Raw genomic sequence first — 17,383 nt, forward strand, 5'->3', positions numbered from 1 at the left:
TTTTTCTTGGACTTACAGGATGTCCGGCGTCACCCGGATCAGCGTTGGCCCCTCGGCCTTGAACGCGGCGCGCACGGCCTCCTGCATCTCCTCCAGCGTTCCCGGCGCGGCAGACAAGGCTCCGAACGCCTCGGCCAGCTTGCAGAAATCCGGGTTGCGGGCAACGACCGCATTGGGTGCGATCTGGCCACGCACCATGCTGTCCTCGATCTCTTTCAGCTTGCCGTTGTCCCACAGGATGATGGGCAGCGACAGACCGAGTTCCACAGCAACCCCAAGCTCTTGCATCGTGTAGTGGAACCCGTAATCCCCCGCGATCACCGCCGTGGGCTTACCCCGCCGCGCCACCGCTCCGCCGATCCCGGCAGGCAGCGCGTAGCCCAGCGTGCCAAACCCGGTCGGGTGGTGCCAGTGATAGGGCACGGCCATGTCCCAGACCTCTTTGGCGACATAGGCGAACTGGGTCATGTCCGAATAGATCATCGTCTCGGCAGGCATCGCCGCGCGCAAGGCGTCGATCACCGGCGTGATCCCCGGACGCCCGGCATCCACCTCAGCCCGCCAGCGAGTGCGGGCGGCGCTGACTTCGGCTTCGGACCAGCCGGTCGCGGGCTTCACCTTCTCAGCCGACGCCCACAGCGCATGGGCAAAGCTCTCTCCATCCGCCTGCAGCTTGACCGCCGCGCGGTGGCGATCCGACAGGACCTCGGGGTCCAGATCGACGCGGACCATGTTGGCCGTGTGCCCCAGATCGTGCCGCCACAGATCGACCTCGCCCAGTTCGGCCCCCACGACCACAACCAGATCGGCCGAGGCGATCACCTCGGCGCTGCCCGGCCGCGGCAGCATTGACCCAAAATCCAGCGGATAGCCGACCCCGACCAGCCCGCGGCCGGCATAGGTGGTGAAACAGGCCGCCCCCAACTGCGTCAGGATCTGCCGCCACAGGTTCGACCGGCACCCTCCGCCCAGAATAAACAAGGGCCGCTGCGCGATATTCAACAACGACAGAACCGAGGCCACATCCGGCGGCAGCACCTTGTTCCGCAGCGCAGGCTGGTTCGGGAAGGGCGCAGGATCGGCATCCGCCTCCAACTGCGCGATAGGCACCTGAATGTGCTTAGGCCGCGGAGGCGACAGTTCGAATTCCTCGAACGCCCGCTCGATCAGCCCATAGGCGGCCTGCGCGTCCTGCGCCTGACAGGACCAGTCGGCCACCGTCTCAGCTGCCGCGCGCTGATCTTTCATCTGGTGCAACTGGCCGCGCTGCGCCTGCACCTCGTCCAGACAGGACGACAGCACCAGCATTGGCACAGAATCCGAATAGGCCTGCCCCATCGGCGTCATGATGTTGCACAGCCCCGGCCCGGTGATCACATAGGCCACACCCGGCTTGCCCGTTGCGCGTGCATAGCCATCGGCCATGAACCCCGCGCCCTGCTCGTGCCGGGCCAGAACATGGGTGATCCCGGCCTCTTCGATGCCGCGATACATCTCTTGGTTATGAACACCGGGAATGCCAAAGATCACATCAACGCCGCGATCCTTCAGCATATGAGATATCTGAGCCCCCAGAGGTCGCTTCATCACCCTCTCCAGAACTGGCGCGTGAAGATTGCGTAGACGGCCAACAGCTCCAGCCGCCCGACCAGCATGCCGATGATCAGCAGCCATTTCGCGCCATCATTCAGCCCCGCGAAATTGCCCGCAGGCCCGATCTGATCCCCCAGCCCCGGCCCCACATTGGCCAGCGCCGTCGCCGCGCCCGAGACCGAGGTGATGAAGTCCAACCCCGTCAGCGCCAGCGCCCAGGACAGAACGCCCATCGACAGCACGAAGAACATGAAGAAACTCATGACCGAGGTCAGAACATCGCGGCTGATCGCGCGCCCGTCATAGCGTGGTACGAACACCCCATGCGGCGAGCGGATGCGCCGGATCTGGGTTTTGATCGAGGCAAACAGCAGTTGGTAGCGGAACACCTTGATCGAGCACGCCGTCGACCCCGCACAGCCACCGATCAGACCGATCAGAAAGAACAGCATGACCGGGAAGCTGCCCCAGCCCATGTAGTCGACGCTGGCATATCCCGTGCCTGAAATGATCGAGGTGATGTTGAACAGAGACTCGCGGAACGCCCGCTCCCAGTGATGCGGGAAAACCCAGGTCAGGAAGACTGACATCACCAGTACCAAAACAGCGATCGTCGCGAGAAACGCGCGGATCTGGCTGTCTCGCCATAATGAACTCGTATACCCGTTGGCGAGTTGTACATAGCGCACGAACGGCAGCGCCGCGAGGATCATGAAGACAGCCGCAGCATACTCCATCGGCCCCGAAAAGCGCGCGAACGAGCTGTCGTAGTTCGAAAACCCCCCGGTTGCGATTGTGGTCATGGAATGCACAACGGCGTCAAAAAAGCTCATGCCGAACCCAGCATAGACCAGCGCGCAGACGACCGTAAGAAACACGTAAATCAGCGATATCTGACCCGCGATCTCTTGCGCACGGGGCAGGATTTTCCCCATGGTCTCAAACCCTTCCGAGCGGAAGATCTGCATCCCCCCGACCCGCAGTTCTGGCAGGAACACCATCGCCACAACGATGATACCAATACCGCCAAGCCACTGCAGAATCCCGCGCCACAGCAGCAGCCCGCTGGGCAGATCATCAAGACCCGACACCACGGTCGAGCCCGTCGTGGTCAAACCGGACATCGCCTCGAAATAGGCGTCGACAAAGCGCAATTCGGTCTCGCCGAACAGAAACGGTATGGCACCGAAAATCGGCAGCGCTACCCAGACGCCCGAGGTGAGCAAAAAAGTCTGCCGGATGGTGAGCCCCTCACCCACCCCGTTTGAGCAACTCATCGCCAGCACACTGCCGACCAGCAGCGTCAGAACCGCGCTTTCAAAAAAGACGTGCCATTCGCCCCGCCCCTCGATCAGGTCGGCAAGCATCGGCAGCAGCATGGTCGCCCCAAGAATGGCGACCAGCAGGCCAATCACATATCCAACCGGGCGAAGATCCATCATAACGGGCAGCGTTGGCGCGCCAGCCCGACAGTGTCAAGCAGATGATCCGCGTCAGGTGTCGGATTTTGCCGCAGCGGTCGGCATTGCAGGCGGTTTCGACGGTGCACGGGTGCGGCGGGTGGCGGGTTTGGATCCTTCAGCACCGGTCGCCGCGACAGGCTTTGGCGCTGCGGCCTTGGCCGTAGTGGGCTTGGCAGGGGCCGGTTTGACTGCTGCCGGTTTTGCCGCTGCCTTGACGGGTGCAGGCTTGGCCGCAGCCGGTTTCGGCGCAGCCGCTTTTGCCACGGCAGGTTTCGCAGGTGCAGGTTTCGCAGCCGCAGGTTTGGCAGGCGCAGGCTTCGCAGCGGGCTTGGCGGCCACGGGCTTGGCGGGTGCAGGTTTGGACGCCACCGCCGGTTTCGGCGCGCTCGGGGCCGCTTTGGCTTTTGCCGCAGCCGCCGATTTCACTGCCGCGACAGCCTTGGCAGCGGTCGAGACCGGTTTGGCCGGTGCTTTGGCAGGAGCCTTGGCCGGAGCAGCCTTGGCCGCAGGCTTGGCCGCGGGCGCAGCTTTTACCATGGCAGGCTTCACCTTGGGTGCGGCCTTTGCCTTAGGCGCGGCAGGCTTTGCAGCCGCCTTGGGCTTAGAGGCCACTACTTTCGGCTTGGCTGCGGGTTTTACCTTGGCAGCCGCGGGTTTTGCCGGTGCCGCCTTGCGGGCAGCAGGTGCGGGGGCCGCCGCTGTTTTCACCCCTTGCAGCGGAGCCATCGGCAGTTCAAACGCCGCACGGGTCATGATCTGCATGATCTCCATCTGGCTAACCATCGCATATCCGGCCATACGGATGGCCGCTGCCTGAAACTCAAGCGGTTGGGAAATCGGATTCATTGCATGTCTCTCCTGATAAAACCGAGGCAGCCGGAAAAAGAGTAAAGCACGCCGCCCGCCCCAATCGTCTGGGCAGGATTGCAGGTTCGCGATCCAAGGCGTCGCATGTCCCGGCTTCCTTTCAGGCTGCGCCCCGGTTTGCCGGATACGCAGCAGCTGCACTCGGGTACAGTCTAGCGCAAAGCCTGCCGCGCATGCAGCATTAATTGCTGCATTGCGGCAATAAAGCGCCAATGGCCGGTTTTTATCGGTTTTCTCAAAGGCTTCCGCTGGGTCAATCAGCCAACATGGAACAGCGTTGTGAACAAACGCGGGTCCAGACTGGCAGAATCGAAGGTTGGGCCCTCGGTCAGGATCGAAACGGCATCATGGCTGTGCAGACTTTCCTGGTGGCTTGCAATCACGCGGAAATCACCGACGTGATGATCGGCCTGAAGTTCCGCACAGAACAGGCGCGCGGCATCTTCGACAAAAATGGGATTGGCTGCGTTCAGTTCGGCAAAAGCCTGTTCATCCTCACGTTTGACCATCACCTGCGTCTCGGTCGGAACCGCGCGACGGCACAGAGCAATAAGGTCTTCGAACCACAAACAATCGGCATTGCAATCCACAACAACCGAGATCCGAGCCACCGAACGCTGCGAATGCGGCGTCGCCAGCTGCCCGCGCGTGGCGCGCGCATGCTCGCTCAGTTCAAGCGAACAGGGGCAGGTCGAGGAATAAACATAGTCCAAATGCATGATCTTGAGGCGTTCGCCACCCCGTTCGACCAGCTCCAAGGCGATGTCATAATACTGATAACCCGACAGGCCCGAACGCAGGCTCTGGATCTGATCGGGGTAGGCAAAGCGCATCTGGATGCGCGCATCAAGGCTGTCGAGGTCGGACAAATAGTCATTCAGCGCCGCTTCCATCACTTCGAAGCTGAAAGTGCGTTCCGAGTGCTTGTAGAACGACCGCATGATCCGGGACATATTGATGCCCTTCTTCTCAGCCTCAAGGCTGACCGATCCGGTCACCGACGTTTCAAGCGTAAGTTCAGACCCTGACTTGCGATGGAACCGGATCGGCAGCCGGAAATTCGATATTCCCACGTGCTGGATTTGCTGTTTCGCACCGCGGATCAGACTGGATGGCCCATTCTGTAGATCCGGCAGAGTGGCCTTATACGCGGCGTCGACCTCGAACCCGTCCGGGTATTCGCGCGACAGGGCCGGGTAGTTCGACGGCAGCAGGCCCGGAACAAGCTGAGCGACAGCGGGATCCAACTGGCTGATCTCGGCAGAAGATGCCGTTTTGGCCCATGCGCGCAGAACCTTGAGCGCGGCGGCAGCCTGATCGTGATCGGGTGTCTCGTTGATATCGCGCGGATGAATGTTCATTGGCACGGGTCCCTTGCTAGGCCGACGGTTATATACGACCGAGGTTGAATTACCAGTCCACTCAGATACGCGCGGGATACCATCCCGGATTTAAATTAGATGCGAAAAACCGTCACTTTTCAACCGAAAGCGCCCAATCGGGCGGATCAATTCCGCCCGACCTGAAGCCGTCCGATAGGCCGCTAACGCTGCGAAACGGCCAATGCCTGTTCTATATCCGCCAGCAGATCGCCCGCATCCTCAAGCCCCACCGACAGACGGATCAAGCCTGGTGTGATGCCCAGCTCATCCCGCTGTTCCTCGCTCAGGCGCTGATGCGTGGTGGTGGCCGGGTGCGTCGCAATAGACTTGGCATCGCCCAGATTGTTCGAGATCACCGGAATCGTCAGCGCATTCAGGAACGCAAACGCCCCCGCCTTGCCGCCCTTGATATCCAGCGACAGAACCGTGCCACCTTTGCCACCCAGCTGCTCCTGCACCAGTGCATTCTGAGCATGGGTTTTCAGACCGGGATAGAGCGTACGCTCCAACGCCGGATGCCCTTCCAGCGCCTCGGCAATCTTCTGCGCGCTCTCGGCCTGCGCATTCACGCGCAGCGCCATAGTTTCCAGCCCCTTGACCATGATCCAAGCGCTGAACGGGCTCAGTGCGCCGCCCGTATGCTTCATGTAGGGCTCGACCGTGCCGCGAATGAATTCCTTGGTGCCGATGATCACACCGCCCAGCGCGCGCCCCTGCCCGTCGATATGCTTGGTGGCCGAATACACGACCACATCCGCGCCCTGCTCGATCGCGCGCGAGAAGACAGGCGTCGAGAATACGTTATCCACGATCACCACCGCACCGACCGCATGGGCCAGTTCAGAAACCGAAGCGATATCAATCACCTCAAGCGTCGGGTTCGACATGGATTCGAAGAATACCGCCTTGGTGTCGGGCCGGATCGCGGCCTTCCAAGCATCCAGATCAGTGCCGTCGACAAAGGTCACCTCGACCCCATAGCGGGTCAGGATATTCTCTAGGATGTACAGGCAAGACCCGAACAGTGCCTTGGCCGAGACCACATGGTCCCCCGCCTTCAGCACCGAGGTCAGCGCACCGTTCACAGCCGCCATCCCGGAGGCTGTGGCAAAGGCATCCTCGCCCCCTTCCAACGCGGCGATGCGCTGTTCGAACATTGACACGGTGGGGTTGCCATAGCGAGCGTAGATGAACTCATCCGGGCCGGTCTCGATGAACCGCGCCTCTGCCTGCTCGGCATTGTCGTAAACAAAGCCCTGCGTCAGAAAGATCGCCTCGCTGACCTCGTTATACTGACTGCGACGGATGCCGCCATGGACGGCTTGGGTACGCTTGTTCCAGCTCTCGCTCATGTCATTCCTTTCAGCCCCTTGGGGGCAAACAAAAAACCCCAGACGCGGCCAAGCGAAAGGGGTCTTTCATCCTGACCTTTTAGCGGTGTTGTTTAGCGTGGCCCGCAATCCGGTAACAAATCGCCACGTGATGCGGATGCGTTTACGCCCCGTCCCGACCATCGTCAAGCCCGGCGGCACATTGGTCACGCTTTCGTAACACGGCTGCACGCCCTCTTGCCGAATGGCCCCAAACTCTCATGATCACACCAAACGCAGGAGGCCCCATGATTGATCTGTATTTCTGGCCCACGCCGAATGGCTGGAAGGTATCCATCGCCCTGGAAGAGATGGAACTGCCCTACACCACGCACCTGATAAACATCGGAAAGGGTGACCAATTCGACCCCGCGTTCCTGAAAATCTCTCCCAACAACCGGATGCCTGCCATCGTCGACCCGGATGGGCCGGACGGCGCACCGGTTTCGGTCTTCGAAAGTGGTGCAATCCTGATGTATCTGGCGCGCAAGACCGGGCGTTTCTACGGCGAGACCGAACGCGACCGCATCGCCGTCGAGGAATGGCTGATGTGGCAGATGGGCGGCGTCGGTCCGATGGCCGGTCAGGCGCATCACTTCCTGAAATACGCCCCGCAACTGGACCCGCCCCAAGACCTGCCCTACCCCAAAGATCGCTATCGCGCCGAGGTCGGGCGTTTATACGGTGTTCTGGATCGGCGTCTGGCCGAAAACGAATACGTCGCAGGCAATTTCTATTCCATCGCCGATATGTCGATCTGGGGCTGGGCCAGCCTGTGGGAGGGGCAGCAGCAGGTGCTGGACGACAAACCGCACTTCACCCGCTGGCTGGACATGATGAGCGCCCGCCCCGGCGTTCAGGCCGGCCGCGCGTTGCATGCGGAATTGCGCGGCGATCATCGGGACAAGCAGTCCCAAGGTGTTTTGTTCAAGCGGTGATCAGCGCCGCGTCCCTCATGCACCTTTTTGACCTGCCGCAAAGCGCGCGCCGCACAGGAATGCTCACTGTCAGACGAGACAGGAGTGAAACCGCATGGTGGCGAAGACCAAAACAGAGCTTATCGAGATCACGGGTAAGGAATATGACAAGCTTTCTCGATTGATCAGCGATCTTAGCTCACCCTTTGCAATGGAAAAACGCGACGAGGATACCTCGATCAAGGATGTCATTGCTCACCGCGCCCATTGGATCGATCTGTTTCTGGGTTGGTACCGGGACGGGCAAGCCGGAAAGACCGTCTACTTCCCCGCCAAAGGCTACAAGTGGAATGATCTCAAACGTTACAACGCAGATCTGCGTGATCGCCAATCCGGCCTGGGCTGGCCCGATGCCGTCGCGCTTTTGGAACAACGTGCAGCCATGCTCATGGTGTTTCTTCAGGAACATTCAGACGCCGAGCTTTATGCAGGTCCGATGAAAGGCGCAAAGAATGCGTGGACTCCGGGGCGCTGGGCCGAAGCTGCAGGGGCAAGCCATTTTCGATCAGCCTCGAAGTACATTCGATCTGTCATCCGGTCGCACCGCTGACATCCCAAGGGCGCGAAATACGCTGGAACGAACATCGAAAACTTGTGTCGATGCACTCAAGGTTTAGCGGGGACTGGCATTTGCCTCTGGAAACACCTAACTCCGTTCACTAAGGAAGGTTTGGAACATCGCAGAAGGAAGACGCACGCAATGGCAAAGATCACCTATGTCGAGCATGGCGGTACCGAACATGTAGTCGAGGTCGCCAACGGACTGACCGTCATGGAAGGGGCCCGCGACAATAACATTCCCGGCATCGAGGCCGATTGCGGCGGCGCCTGCGCCTGCTCGACCTGCCATGTCTATATCCACCCAGACTGGGTCGAGAAAGTTCCGGCCAAGGACGACATGGAAGAGGACATGCTGGATTTTGCCTACGAACCCGACCCCGCCCGCTCGCGCTTGACCTGCCAGATCAAGGTCACCGACGCCTTGGATGGCCTTGTGGTTCAAATGCCGGAAAAACAGATCTGATGCAAACCAAAGCGCCGCGTCCCTGCGCCCACCTGTGGCAAAGCAGGGCCCGCGGCGCGCTTCTGACCTTGTGCATGTGGCTGGCCGGACAAGCCTCTGCCTCTGGCGCCGAAACCATCACTTCTGCCCGGTATACCGAACCTACCACACGCTATGCCCATGGCGTGCTGGGCGACGATATCGAATATGGCGCACTGGAAATCACCGTTGAGAACGCCGACCCCGAGCAACGGTCGGCCGAACAAACGGTGCTGACGATCCGACTGCCACAGGACCGGGTGTTCGAGGACCTCGCCCCCCGATTATCAGACGTTGATCTTGATGGAACGAACGAGGTCATCGTCGTCGAATCGCAGAACAACACCGGAGCGCAACTCGCCATCTACAACGCACGCGGCGACAAGATAGCTGCCACGCCACATATTGGCACGCGCTACCGCTGGCTCGCCCCGGCAGGGATTTGGGACCTGGACAATGACGGCCAAATCGAAATCGCCTATGTGGATCGCCCACACCTGGCCAAAACCCTGCGCATCTGGCGCTACTCAGACGGCACCCTGACCGAAATCGCAACCCTTCCCGGCCTGACCAATCACCGTATCGGAGATGCTTTTATCGCCGGCGGACTACGCTATTGCGCGACAGGTCCCGAACTGATCCTCGCAAGCGCGGATTGGTCCCGCATCATCAGCGTTTCCTACAAAAATGGCTGGCAAACCACCGACCTCGGCCCGCTGCGCAACCGCAAAGACCTGACCTCAGCCCCAAACTGCTGATCCACCTTCATCTGGCCATAAATATCCCGGGGAGCGCGAGGGGCAGCGCCCCTCGCCCCACAGATAAAGCCGGGCGCAGCCCGACAATCAGATCACAGCGCCCGCCAGCCGATATCCCGGCGATAGAACCCCTCGGGCCAATCAACCCCATCGACCATTGCATAGGCCCGATCCCGCGCTTCCTGCAAACTGCCCCCCCGCGCGGTGACATTCAAAACCCGACCGCCTGACGCCACAATCTGCCCATCCGCCGCTTTGGTCCCTGCATGAAACACCATATTGCTGCTGTCCTCGGGCAGAGCCGCCAGACCGCCAATAGCCGAGCCCTTCTCATACGCCCCCGGATACCCCTTCGCCGCCATCACCACCGTGATCGCATGATCGTCCGCCCAGTTCACACGCGTCTCACCCAGCCGCCCTTCGGCAGCGGCGTGCATCAGGTCCATCGCCTGCGCACCCAGCCGCATCATCAGCACCTGACATTCGGGATCGCCAAACCGCACGTTGTATTCCACCAGCCGGGGCTGCCCGTCCTTGATCATCAGACCCGCATACAGCACCCCCTGAAACGGCATCCCGCGCCGCTTCATCTCGGCCATGGTCGGGCGCACGATTTCGTCCATCGCACGCGCCTCGACCTCAGCGTTCAGCACCGGGGCCGGAGAATAGGCCCCCATGCCGCCGGTGTTCAGCCCAGTATCGCCCTCGCCCACACGCTTGTGGTCCTGCGCGGTGCCGATCGACAGCACCTCTTCGCCATCGCAGAGCACGAACAGAGATGCCTCTTCGCCCTCCATGAATTCCTCGATCACCACCTCGGCCCCGGCCCCGCCGAAGGCCCCCCCGAACATATCGTCAATCGCCTCCAGCGCCGTCTGCTCGTCCATTGCAACGATCACACCTTTACCCGCAGCCAGCCCATCGGCCTTCACCACAATCGGAGCGCCCTGCGCCCGAATATACGCCTTCGCAGGCTCAGCCTCGGTAAACCGCGCATACGCCGCCGTGGGCGCAGCCGCCGCATCGCAAATCTCCTTGGTGAAACTCTTCGACGCCTCTAGCTGCGCCGCATCCGCTGATGGCCCAAAGACCAGCACCCCGGCCTCGCGCAAACGATCCGCAACCCCCGCCGCCAAAGGCGCTTCGGGGCCGACAATCACGAAATCAATCGCGTTTTCCTCGGCAAAGCTGACCACCGCACCGCCATTCTCAATATCCAACGCGGCACATTCCGCGATCTGCGCGATCCCGGCATTGCCCGGAGCCACGATCAAACGGTCGCATTTGGGGTTCTGTATCACCGCCCAGGCCAGGCTGTGTTCACGCCCACCGCTGCCGAGAATAAGGATGTTCATGAAAGCTCTCCGATCTGCTTGGCCTTGCCTGCGCGGCGTTCTAAGCTGCGCGGACATCTGACACAAGGCGCTGAAATGTCCGACCTGCTCGACGACCCCATTCCCGGTCAAAATACCCCAGAATACACCGTCTCGGACATCTCGGGCGAGGTAAAGCGCACGCTGGAAGGTACCTTCGGTCGAATCCGCGTGCGCGGCGAGGTCGGACGCGTGTTCAAGGCGCGCTCGGGCCACCTGTATTATGACATCAAAGACGACCGGAACGTGCTGGCCTGTACCACGTGGAAAGGTCAGATCTCGGGCCTGTCCGTGGTCCCTGAAGAGGGGCTGGAGGTCGTCGTCACGGGTCGACTGACCGCCTTTGGCGCGCAGTCCAAATACAACCTCAACGTCGATGAGGTCGCCGTCGCCGGACAAGGCGCGCTGATGGCATTGCTGGAAAAACGCAAGAAGCAGCTCGAATCCGAAGGCCTCTTCGCGCCCGAGCGCAAGAAACCCCTGCCCTATCTGCCGCAAATCGTTGGCGTCGTCACTTCACCCTCAGGCGCTGTGATCCGGGACATCCTGCACCGCCTGCGCGACCGTTTCCCGCGCAAGGTGCTGATCTGGCCTGTCGCCGTGCAAGGCGCAAACTGCGCCCCGGAAGTCACCCGCGCCATCGAAGGTTTCAACCAACTCACTCCGGGCGGAGCTCTGCCGCGTCCCGACCTGATCATCGTCGCCCGCGGCGGCGGCTCGATCGAGGACCTTTGGGGCTTCAACGAAGAAACCGTCGCCCGCGCGGCAGCCGCCTCGGACATCCCGCTGATTTCAGCCGTGGGGCATGAGACCGACACGACCCTGATCGACTATGTCTCGGACCGCCGCGCACCCACGCCCACCGCCGCCGCCGAACTGGCCGTACCCGTCCGTATGGAACTGCTGGCCTGGACCAACGAACAAGGCGCGCGCCTGTCCCGCGCCGCCACCGACGCGGTGCAACGCCGCAGCCAGCGCCTGCGAGACCTGTCCCGCGCCCTGCCGCGCCCCGATACGCTGCTGGACAGCCCGCGCCAACGGCTCGATCAGGTGGCCGAACGCCTGCCCAACGCCCTGATCCGGGGCGTCCAGACCCGTCGCGTCAAACTGCTGGACAGCTCGGCCCATCTGCGCCCCTCGACCCTGCGCGGCCTGGTCGAAACCCGCCGCGACCGCTGGCGCAACCTGTCCTCGCGCCTGTCGCTGCGCCCCATCCAGCGCGAGCTGCAAACCCGCCGCGACACGCTAAACCGCCTGACCGAGCGTCTGAACACCGCCCAGACCACCCGTCTGGATCGCCTGCACCAACAGCTCGAGGCCACCGACCGTCTGCGCGAAACCCTCAGCTATAAGGCGACGCTCGATCGTGGCTATGCCGTCATCCGCGCGGGCGGTCAGGTTCTGACCCGCAAGGCCGAGGCCGAGAAACACAGCACCTTTGACATCGAATTCGCCGACGGGACGCTCAGCACAGGTCAGGGCGTAACGGCCAAGCCCAAACGCGCAGCCAAGTTGCCGCCACCGGATCAGGGATCACTGTTTTAAACCCCGGTCTCAGGCCCGTAACAGATCATCTCTTCTCCGATATCCTCGGCCTCATACAGTTCGGTCGCGGTCGGATCCCCTTCGAACTGCGCGATCAGCCCGCCTCCGGATTCGGTGAACACCCAGCATTGCGGGTCGGGCCGATCCTCATAAATGAAACAAATCTGCCCCGCGCGTTCGTACCAAACGCCTTCCTTGCAATCGCCATCCAGAAACGACCAGATCACGCGGCGGTTGGGCAGATACCGCTCGACCCCATAGACCTCACCGTCAAACCCGTAGAACAAGGTCTTTCCGCGGGTGTAGGCATCAAACTCCGTCCCCGACAACGGCGATTGCGCCGCGGCTGACTGCGCCGAAAGCGCCAGCAGAATCATCCATACCCTGACCATATCCGCATTCTGTCAGATGCCGCCCGCCCGCGCCATTCACCGTTTCGCGGGCGCTCTCCCAACGTCACATCTTGATACGAATTCGCAATCATGACGACATGAGCGCAAATCTTCGGGGAAAGACCATGCCGACATTCTTATTCTGGGCCGCTGCAGCCTGCGCATTGGCCTACTTGACGCTCACGGCCCGCCCGGCCAGCCCGGTGCGTACCGGGCTGAAAACAGCGTCAGTCGCACTGCTGGCCCTGACCGCAGCCCTGATGAACGCCCCATGGCTGCTGATCCTCGCCCTCACCCTCTGCGCAATCGGAGATGCCCTGCTATCGCGCGAGACCGACGTAACCTTCATGGCCGGTATCGCCGCCTTCGCCGCCGGACACCTGGCCTATGTCGCCCTGTTCCTGACCCACCCCGCCAGCGACCCCGGCCTGATCCTGACCCAACCCGCGATCTTCTGGTCCCTGCTGATCCTCGGCATCGTCATGGCCACCCTGCTGGCCCCGCGCGCCGGAGACCTCAAGGCCCCCGTTCTTGGCTACGTCCCGATCATTCTCGGCATGGGCGTCACCGTTTTGGCCCTTCCCGATACCGGAGCGCTCCGCTGGGCGCTGCCCGCAGCAATGGCCTTCATTGCCTCTGATCTGATCCTCGCGACCGAGAAATTCCTGCTGCGCCCCGACCATCCCGCCCTGCGGCTGACCCCCTACATGATCTGGCCGCTTTACTGGGGCGCACAGGCCGGGTTCCTGATCGCCTTCACCTGACCCTTTGCAACTGCCGTAAATCCGCATTAGGTGAAGGGACCACCTGCGGAGACCAAAAATGGCGTTTTTCTCAAAGCTCAAGGACAAGCTGTTCAAATCCTCCTCGCGCCTCGAACAGGGGCTGGACGCGATTGTCGAGGATGGCGGCGAGGAAACTGCACCCGATCTGGTCATCCCCCAGCCCGAACCCGAACCGCAACCCGTCTCCGAAGCTCCAGCAGCTGCACCAGCGCCGCAACCGACAGAACCCCAAGCGCCCGCCGTTGCTGATCCGGCACCCACGGCACCTGCGCCTGAAACCTCTGAATCCAAAGGCCTGCTGGGCCGCCTGTTCAAGCGCGGCGAAGACCGCACCGTTGTGCGCCGCACCCTGGACGACGACATGCTGGAACAGCTCGAAGAGCTTCTGATCGCCTCGGACATGGGCGTCGACACTACCCTGCGCGTCACCGCCAACATGGCCGAGGGTCGTCTGGGCCGCAAACTTTCCACTCAGGAGATCAAGCAACTGCTCGCTCAGGAAGTTGCCCGCGTGATGGAGCCGGTCGCTAAACCCATGCCCCTCTACCCCAAACGCCCGCAGGTGGTGCTGGTCGTGGGCGTCAATGGCTCCGGCAAAACCACCACCATCGGCAAGCTTGCCAGCCAGTTCAAAGCCGCAGGCAAAAAGGTCGTCATCGCCGCCGGAGACACCTTCCGCGCCGCCGCCGTCGAACAGCTGCAAGTCTGGGGCGACCGCGCGGGCGTCCCGGTGCTGACCGCCCCCGAAGGCTCCGACCCCGCCTCACTTGCCTTTGATGCCCTGACCAAGGCGCAGAACGACGGCGCAGACCTCTTGATGATCGACACCGCAGGCCGCCTGCAAAACCGCGCCGACCTGATGGAGGAACTGGCCAAAATCGTCCGCGTCATCCGTAAGGTCGACGACACCGCCCCCCACAACACGCTGCTTGTGCTGGACGCCACCACCGGCCAGAACGCCCTCAGCCAGGTCGAAACCTTCCGCAAACTGGCTGATGTCTCAGGCCTCGTCATGACCAAACTCGACGGCACCGCCAAAGGCGGGGTCCTCGTCGCGCTGGCCGATAAATTCGGCCTGCCCATCCACGCCATCGGCGTCGGCGAACAAATCGACGACCTCGCCCCCTTCGACCCCGAAGAATTCGCTGCCGCACTCACCGGCCTGCAAACCTGATCCGTCTCTTCATCTGGCCACAAATATCCCGGGGGTCCGGGGGCAGAGCCCCCGGCCTCTCCACCCAAGCGAAAGCCCCGATTTGAGCGACTGGCTGATCTCCCTGGAAGGCACTGAATCCGGCCACCACCTCGCCCTCGCGTTGGCTCTGATGGCTGCCTTCCTGCACGCCGTCTTCGGTGCACTGCAAAAAGGCCGTCACGACCCCTGGATGTCACGCGGAGCGATCGACGCCTGCTATTGCCTCATGGCGGCACCCTTCGCCTTGTTTGTGGTCCCATGGCCCGAACCGCATATGTGGCCCATCTTCGCGGTCGTCTGGCTGATCCATATCGGTTATAAAGTCCTGCAGGCCGCCGCCTATACCAAAGGCTCTTACACCGTCGTCTACCCGGTCGTACGGGGCACCGGCCCTCTGTTTACCGTCATCGGCGCCTACCTGCTCTTCGGCGAGACCTTCTCGATCATCCAATGGCTCGGTGTCGCGACCCTGATGGCAGGAATCTTCGGTCTTGCGGCCTACAACCTGCGCTATCTCGAAACCGATCGTGAAACGCTGGGCATCGCCCTTGGGCTGGCGCTGGCCACCGGCCTGTTCGTGGCGCTCTACACCACCTATGACGCTTACGGCATCCGCGCGACCGCCGACCCGTTCACCTTTCTGGCGTGGTTCTTCATGATCGACGGGGCCGCGATGCCCCTCTACGCAGCGCTGAGATACCGCGCCATGATCCACCGCCCCGCGCTTGGGCCGCTGATGCTGCGCGGGCTGGCGGGCGGTATCATCGCGCCACTGTCGTTCGGCTCCATCATGCTCGCCACGCGCCTCGACAAAGTGGGCGAGGCCGCCATCCTGCGCGAAACCTCCACCGTCTTCGCGGCGCTCATTGGCTGGCTGGTGTTGAAAGAAACCGTCGGCCCCAGACGCATTGCACTCATGACATTGATTGCGCTCGGCGCGGTAATAGTTGAAATGGGCGGGTAAGCAGCAGGTCGGAATCATGGCAGAACACAAAGACATCAATCCCTTCCTCAAACAGGTGCTGGAACTCGGGCCCCCGCTGGCCTTCTTCTTCATCTACCTACGCCTGCGCGATGACAATTTCGTGATCGGCGGTATTGAGTACTCCGGTTTTATCGTCGCCACGATCCTGTTTGTGCCCCTGATGCTGGCCGCCATGGGGATCCTGTGGTACCTCACCGGCAAGCTCAGCCGGATGCAGATTTTCACTGCCTTCATGGTCATCTTCTTCGGCGGCCTCACGGCCTGGTTCAATGACGAGCGCTTCTTCAAAATGAAAACCACGCTGGTCTATGGCGTCTTTTCCCTCATCCTCGGGATAGGACTGCTGCAGCGAAAGTCCTATCTGGCCTATGTCCTGGACGAGATGCTGCCGATGCGCCACGAAGGCTGGATGATCCTGACCCGCCGCCTGTGCGCCTGTTTCGCAGTGCTGGCCGTGGCAAACGAACTGGTCTGGCGCACATTGTCGACAGACCTCTGGGTAAAGATCGAAACGTTTGGCTTTCCCATAGCGCTTATGGGGTTTCTGATGCTGCAATTCAGCGTCCTGCAGCGCTATATGGATGATCCGGATCAGCAATAGATTGCGTTGCGATCTCTGGCGAGGCTGATAAAACAGCTTGGCTTGGGAACCAAGCTGTGGAAAGTTGGGGCAGCTCACACCGCTCACCACCGGAGATTTCCGCCCGTATGATGGCATTCCCCAACAGTGGCTTCCTGTCCGAAGCGTCTGAAGAACTGCGCAAGATGTTGGCCTCTCTGGCGTCCGAGGTGACCCTGGACAGCGGCGAGGTTCTGTTCGAGCAAGGGGACCCGGGGGAAGCGCTTTACGCGATCCTGTCTGGCACGCTTGAAGTTTCATTCCTCGCGATGAGCGGGCGCAAGCTGTCGCTCAGACTGATGCGTCCGGGCGAAGTGTTTGGTGAGATCGCGCTGTTCGACAGCGGCCCGCGAACGGCTACTGTCACGGCCGCTGATCCTGCAAAGGTCTTGCGGGTCCGGCACAAGGACGTGATGGATCAGATTCGCAAGAACCCAGATTTGGCCGTTGACCTGATCCGCCTTGCCGGTGTGCGCATGCGCTGGATGGGTGATCAACTGAACGAACAGGTCTTTTTGCCCATGCCGATCCGTCTGGCGCGCAAATTGCTGCACCTGGCCGGTCAACAGGACAAACCCACCGCGCGTATCACCCTGTCGCAAAGCGAACTGGCCGAATTCGTCGGCGCGACGCGCGAAGCGGTTTCAAAAACCATCTCGACGTGGAAGCGTGACAACGTGGTCGAGGCCTCTCGTGGTGGTTTGCAAATTCACGATCTCGACGCGCTGCGCCAATTGGCCGAATCCGATTTAATCTAGTTTTTTGGCACAGATGTGATCCGCTTCACATACCGACCGCCCAGATTGCCGTAAGGTCAATCCTGTTACCGTAGGAGGTCGGTTTTATCATCCCCGATATCTGTCCACCGACCTCTCCCTGTACCAGAGCCATATGCCTTCCCCGGCATATGGCTTTCTTCTTAACAAAGTATGAACGAACGTTTGCACGGCCAATTGTGCTGTGCCGGACCGGCACCATTCTTAATCTTCTGGCAGATGAAGTATGTGCTGTGCGAGGCTTAGGTACCGCTAATCACA

17 protein-coding genes and 1 riboswitch are annotated in these 17,383 nt (G+C 61.4%); of the genes, 11 read left to right on the forward strand and 6 right to left on the reverse strand.

Going from position 1 to position 17,383, the window contains the following annotated elements; all coding sequences use genetic code 11:
- Positions 1-12 precede the first annotated feature (12 nt).
- Complete coding sequence (locus ACR0KM_RS11105) at positions 13-1,587, reverse strand: thiamine pyrophosphate-binding protein (RefSeq protein WP_480859797.1); 1,575 nt, start codon at positions 1,585-1,587, stop codon at positions 13-15.
- Positions 1,587-3,035, reverse strand: coding sequence for a TrkH family potassium uptake protein (locus ACR0KM_RS11110; protein WP_480859799.1), 1,449 nt, complete (start codon positions 3,033-3,035; stop codon positions 1,587-1,589). Before ACR0KM_RS11110 ends, ACR0KM_RS11105 begins: the two co-directional genes overlap by 1 nt.
- Before the next feature lie 55 nt (positions 3,036-3,090).
- Between ACR0KM_RS11110 and ACR0KM_RS11115 the strand changes: the two genes are divergently transcribed.
- A complete protein-coding gene (locus ACR0KM_RS11115) occupies positions 3,091-3,873 on the forward strand; it encodes a hypothetical protein (RefSeq protein WP_480859802.1) in 783 nt (260 codons plus the stop codon).
- A gap of 307 nt (positions 3,874-4,180) precedes the next feature.
- Here the strand turns inward: ACR0KM_RS11115 and folE2 are convergent, their stop codons facing one another.
- Together folE2 and metZ are read right to left on the reverse strand one after the other, a co-directional pair.
- Positions 4,181-5,284 carry a GTP cyclohydrolase FolE2 gene (gene folE2, locus ACR0KM_RS11120; RefSeq protein WP_480859804.1) on the reverse strand — a complete coding sequence of 368 codons (1,104 nt, stop codon included), beginning with the start codon at positions 5,282-5,284 and terminating at the stop codon, positions 4,181-4,183.
- 182 nt (positions 5,285-5,466) lie between these two features.
- The gene (gene metZ / locus ACR0KM_RS11125) at positions 5,467-6,657 is read right to left on the reverse strand and encodes an O-succinylhomoserine sulfhydrylase (RefSeq protein ID WP_480859806.1); all 1,191 of its coding nucleotides are present in this window, start codon (positions 6,655-6,657) and stop codon (positions 5,467-5,469) included.
- Between the two features lie 59 nt (positions 6,658-6,716).
- Positions 6,717-6,794: riboswitch (SAM riboswitch) on the reverse strand.
- A 129-nt stretch (positions 6,795-6,923) separates the two neighbouring features.
- Between metZ and ACR0KM_RS11130 the strand changes: the two genes are divergently transcribed.
- The 4 genes from ACR0KM_RS11130 (at position 6,924) to ACR0KM_RS11145 (ending at position 9,452) form a co-directional block, all read left to right on the forward strand.
- Positions 6,924-7,613: a glutathione S-transferase N-terminal domain-containing protein gene (locus tag ACR0KM_RS11130; RefSeq protein ID WP_480859808.1), complete on the forward strand. Its 690-nt coding sequence runs from the start codon at positions 6,924-6,926 to the stop codon at positions 7,611-7,613.
- Between the two features lie 94 nt (positions 7,614-7,707).
- Positions 7,708-8,202, forward strand: coding sequence for a ClbS/DfsB family four-helix bundle protein (locus ACR0KM_RS11135; protein ID WP_480859810.1), 495 nt, complete (start codon positions 7,708-7,710; stop codon positions 8,200-8,202).
- A gap of 150 nt (positions 8,203-8,352) precedes the next feature.
- Positions 8,353-8,676, forward strand: coding sequence for a 2Fe-2S iron-sulfur cluster-binding protein (locus ACR0KM_RS11140; RefSeq protein WP_480859812.1), 324 nt, complete (start codon positions 8,353-8,355; stop codon positions 8,674-8,676).
- Positions 8,676-9,452, forward strand: coding sequence for an FG-GAP repeat domain-containing protein (locus tag ACR0KM_RS11145; RefSeq protein WP_480859814.1), 777 nt, complete (start codon positions 8,676-8,678; stop codon positions 9,450-9,452). Before ACR0KM_RS11140 ends, ACR0KM_RS11145 begins: the two co-directional genes overlap by 1 nt.
- A 92-nt stretch (positions 9,453-9,544) precedes the next feature.
- Here the strand turns inward: ACR0KM_RS11145 and purD are convergent, their stop codons facing one another.
- Complete coding sequence (gene purD, locus ACR0KM_RS11150) at positions 9,545-10,807, reverse strand: phosphoribosylamine--glycine ligase (RefSeq protein WP_480859816.1); 1,263 nt, start codon at positions 10,805-10,807, stop codon at positions 9,545-9,547.
- 75 nt (positions 10,808-10,882) lie between these two features.
- Here purD and xseA point away from each other — a divergent pair, with 75 nt between their 5' ends.
- Complete coding sequence (gene xseA / locus ACR0KM_RS11155; protein WP_480859818.1) at positions 10,883-12,370, forward strand: exodeoxyribonuclease VII large subunit; 1,488 nt, start codon at positions 10,883-10,885, stop codon at positions 12,368-12,370.
- On the opposite strand, the gene ACR0KM_RS11160 is transcribed toward xseA, so the two are convergent.
- Positions 12,367-12,762 carry a hypothetical protein gene (locus ACR0KM_RS11160; protein ID WP_480859820.1) on the reverse strand — a complete coding sequence of 132 codons (396 nt, stop codon included), beginning with the start codon at positions 12,760-12,762 and terminating at the stop codon, positions 12,367-12,369. The genes xseA and ACR0KM_RS11160 overlap by 4 nt on opposite strands.
- Positions 12,763-12,887: 125 nt before the next feature.
- Between ACR0KM_RS11160 and ACR0KM_RS11165 the strand changes: the two genes are divergently transcribed.
- The 5 genes from ACR0KM_RS11165 (at position 12,888) to ACR0KM_RS11185 (ending at position 17,104) form a co-directional block, all read left to right on the forward strand.
- Positions 12,888-13,526: a lysoplasmalogenase gene (locus ACR0KM_RS11165; protein ID WP_480859822.1), complete on the forward strand. Its 639-nt coding sequence runs from the start codon at positions 12,888-12,890 to the stop codon at positions 13,524-13,526.
- Positions 13,527-13,584: 58 nt separating this feature from the next.
- Positions 13,585-14,721: a signal recognition particle-docking protein FtsY gene (ftsY, locus tag ACR0KM_RS11170; RefSeq protein WP_480859824.1), complete on the forward strand. Its 1,137-nt coding sequence runs from the start codon at positions 13,585-13,587 to the stop codon at positions 14,719-14,721.
- An 82-nt stretch (positions 14,722-14,803) separates the two neighbouring features.
- Entirely contained in the window at positions 14,804-15,706 is a 903-nt protein-coding gene (locus ACR0KM_RS11175; RefSeq protein ID WP_480821525.1) for an EamA family transporter, read from the forward strand.
- Between the two features lie 16 nt (positions 15,707-15,722).
- Complete coding sequence (locus tag ACR0KM_RS11180) at positions 15,723-16,328, forward strand: inner membrane-spanning protein YciB (RefSeq protein WP_480821523.1); 606 nt, start codon at positions 15,723-15,725, stop codon at positions 16,326-16,328.
- A 107-nt stretch (positions 16,329-16,435) separates the two neighbouring features.
- Complete coding sequence (locus ACR0KM_RS11185) at positions 16,436-17,104, forward strand: Crp/Fnr family transcriptional regulator (RefSeq protein ID WP_480821521.1); 669 nt, start codon at positions 16,436-16,438, stop codon at positions 17,102-17,104.
- Positions 17,105-17,383 lie beyond the last annotated feature (279 nt).

The organism is Ruegeria sp. G10 (assembly GCF_056533645.1).

What these genes read in the sequence shown, in the direction of transcription:
- xseA (WP_480859818.1), top strand. Translation starts at nt 10,883, where the DNA reads ATGTCCGACCTGCTCGACGACCCCATTCCCGGTCAAAATACCCCAGAA.
- ACR0KM_RS11165 (WP_480859822.1), top strand. Translation starts at nt 12,888, where the DNA reads ATGCCGACATTCTTATTCTGGGCCGCTGCAGCCTGCGCATTGGCCTAC.
- ACR0KM_RS11145 (WP_480859814.1), top strand. Translation starts at nt 8,676, where the DNA reads ATGCAAACCAAAGCGCCGCGTCCCTGCGCCCACCTGTGGCAAAGCAGG.
- ACR0KM_RS11135 (WP_480859810.1), top strand. Translation starts at nt 7,708, where the DNA reads ATGGTGGCGAAGACCAAAACAGAGCTTATCGAGATCACGGGTAAGGAA.
- folE2 (WP_480859804.1), bottom strand. Translation starts at nt 5,284, where the DNA reads ATGAACATTCATCCGCGCGATATCAACGAGACACCCGATCACGATCAG.
- ACR0KM_RS11180 (WP_480821523.1), top strand. Translation starts at nt 15,723, where the DNA reads ATGGCAGAACACAAAGACATCAATCCCTTCCTCAAACAGGTGCTGGAA.
- ACR0KM_RS11185 (WP_480821521.1), top strand. Translation starts at nt 16,436, where the DNA reads ATGATGGCATTCCCCAACAGTGGCTTCCTGTCCGAAGCGTCTGAAGAA.
- metZ (WP_480859806.1), bottom strand. Translation starts at nt 6,657, where the DNA reads ATGAGCGAGAGCTGGAACAAGCGTACCCAAGCCGTCCATGGCGGCATC.
- ACR0KM_RS11105 (WP_480859797.1), bottom strand. Translation starts at nt 1,587, where the DNA reads ATGAAGCGACCTCTGGGGGCTCAGATATCTCATATGCTGAAGGATCGC.
- ftsY (WP_480859824.1), top strand. Translation starts at nt 13,585, where the DNA reads ATGGCGTTTTTCTCAAAGCTCAAGGACAAGCTGTTCAAATCCTCCTCG.
- ACR0KM_RS11110 (WP_480859799.1), bottom strand. Translation starts at nt 3,035, where the DNA reads ATGATGGATCTTCGCCCGGTTGGATATGTGATTGGCCTGCTGGTCGCC.
- purD (WP_480859816.1), bottom strand. Translation starts at nt 10,807, where the DNA reads ATGAACATCCTTATTCTCGGCAGCGGTGGGCGTGAACACAGCCTGGCC.
- ACR0KM_RS11140 (WP_480859812.1), top strand. Translation starts at nt 8,353, where the DNA reads ATGGCAAAGATCACCTATGTCGAGCATGGCGGTACCGAACATGTAGTC.
- ACR0KM_RS11160 (WP_480859820.1), bottom strand. Translation starts at nt 12,762, where the DNA reads ATGGTCAGGGTATGGATGATTCTGCTGGCGCTTTCGGCGCAGTCAGCC.
- ACR0KM_RS11130 (WP_480859808.1), top strand. Translation starts at nt 6,924, where the DNA reads ATGATTGATCTGTATTTCTGGCCCACGCCGAATGGCTGGAAGGTATCC.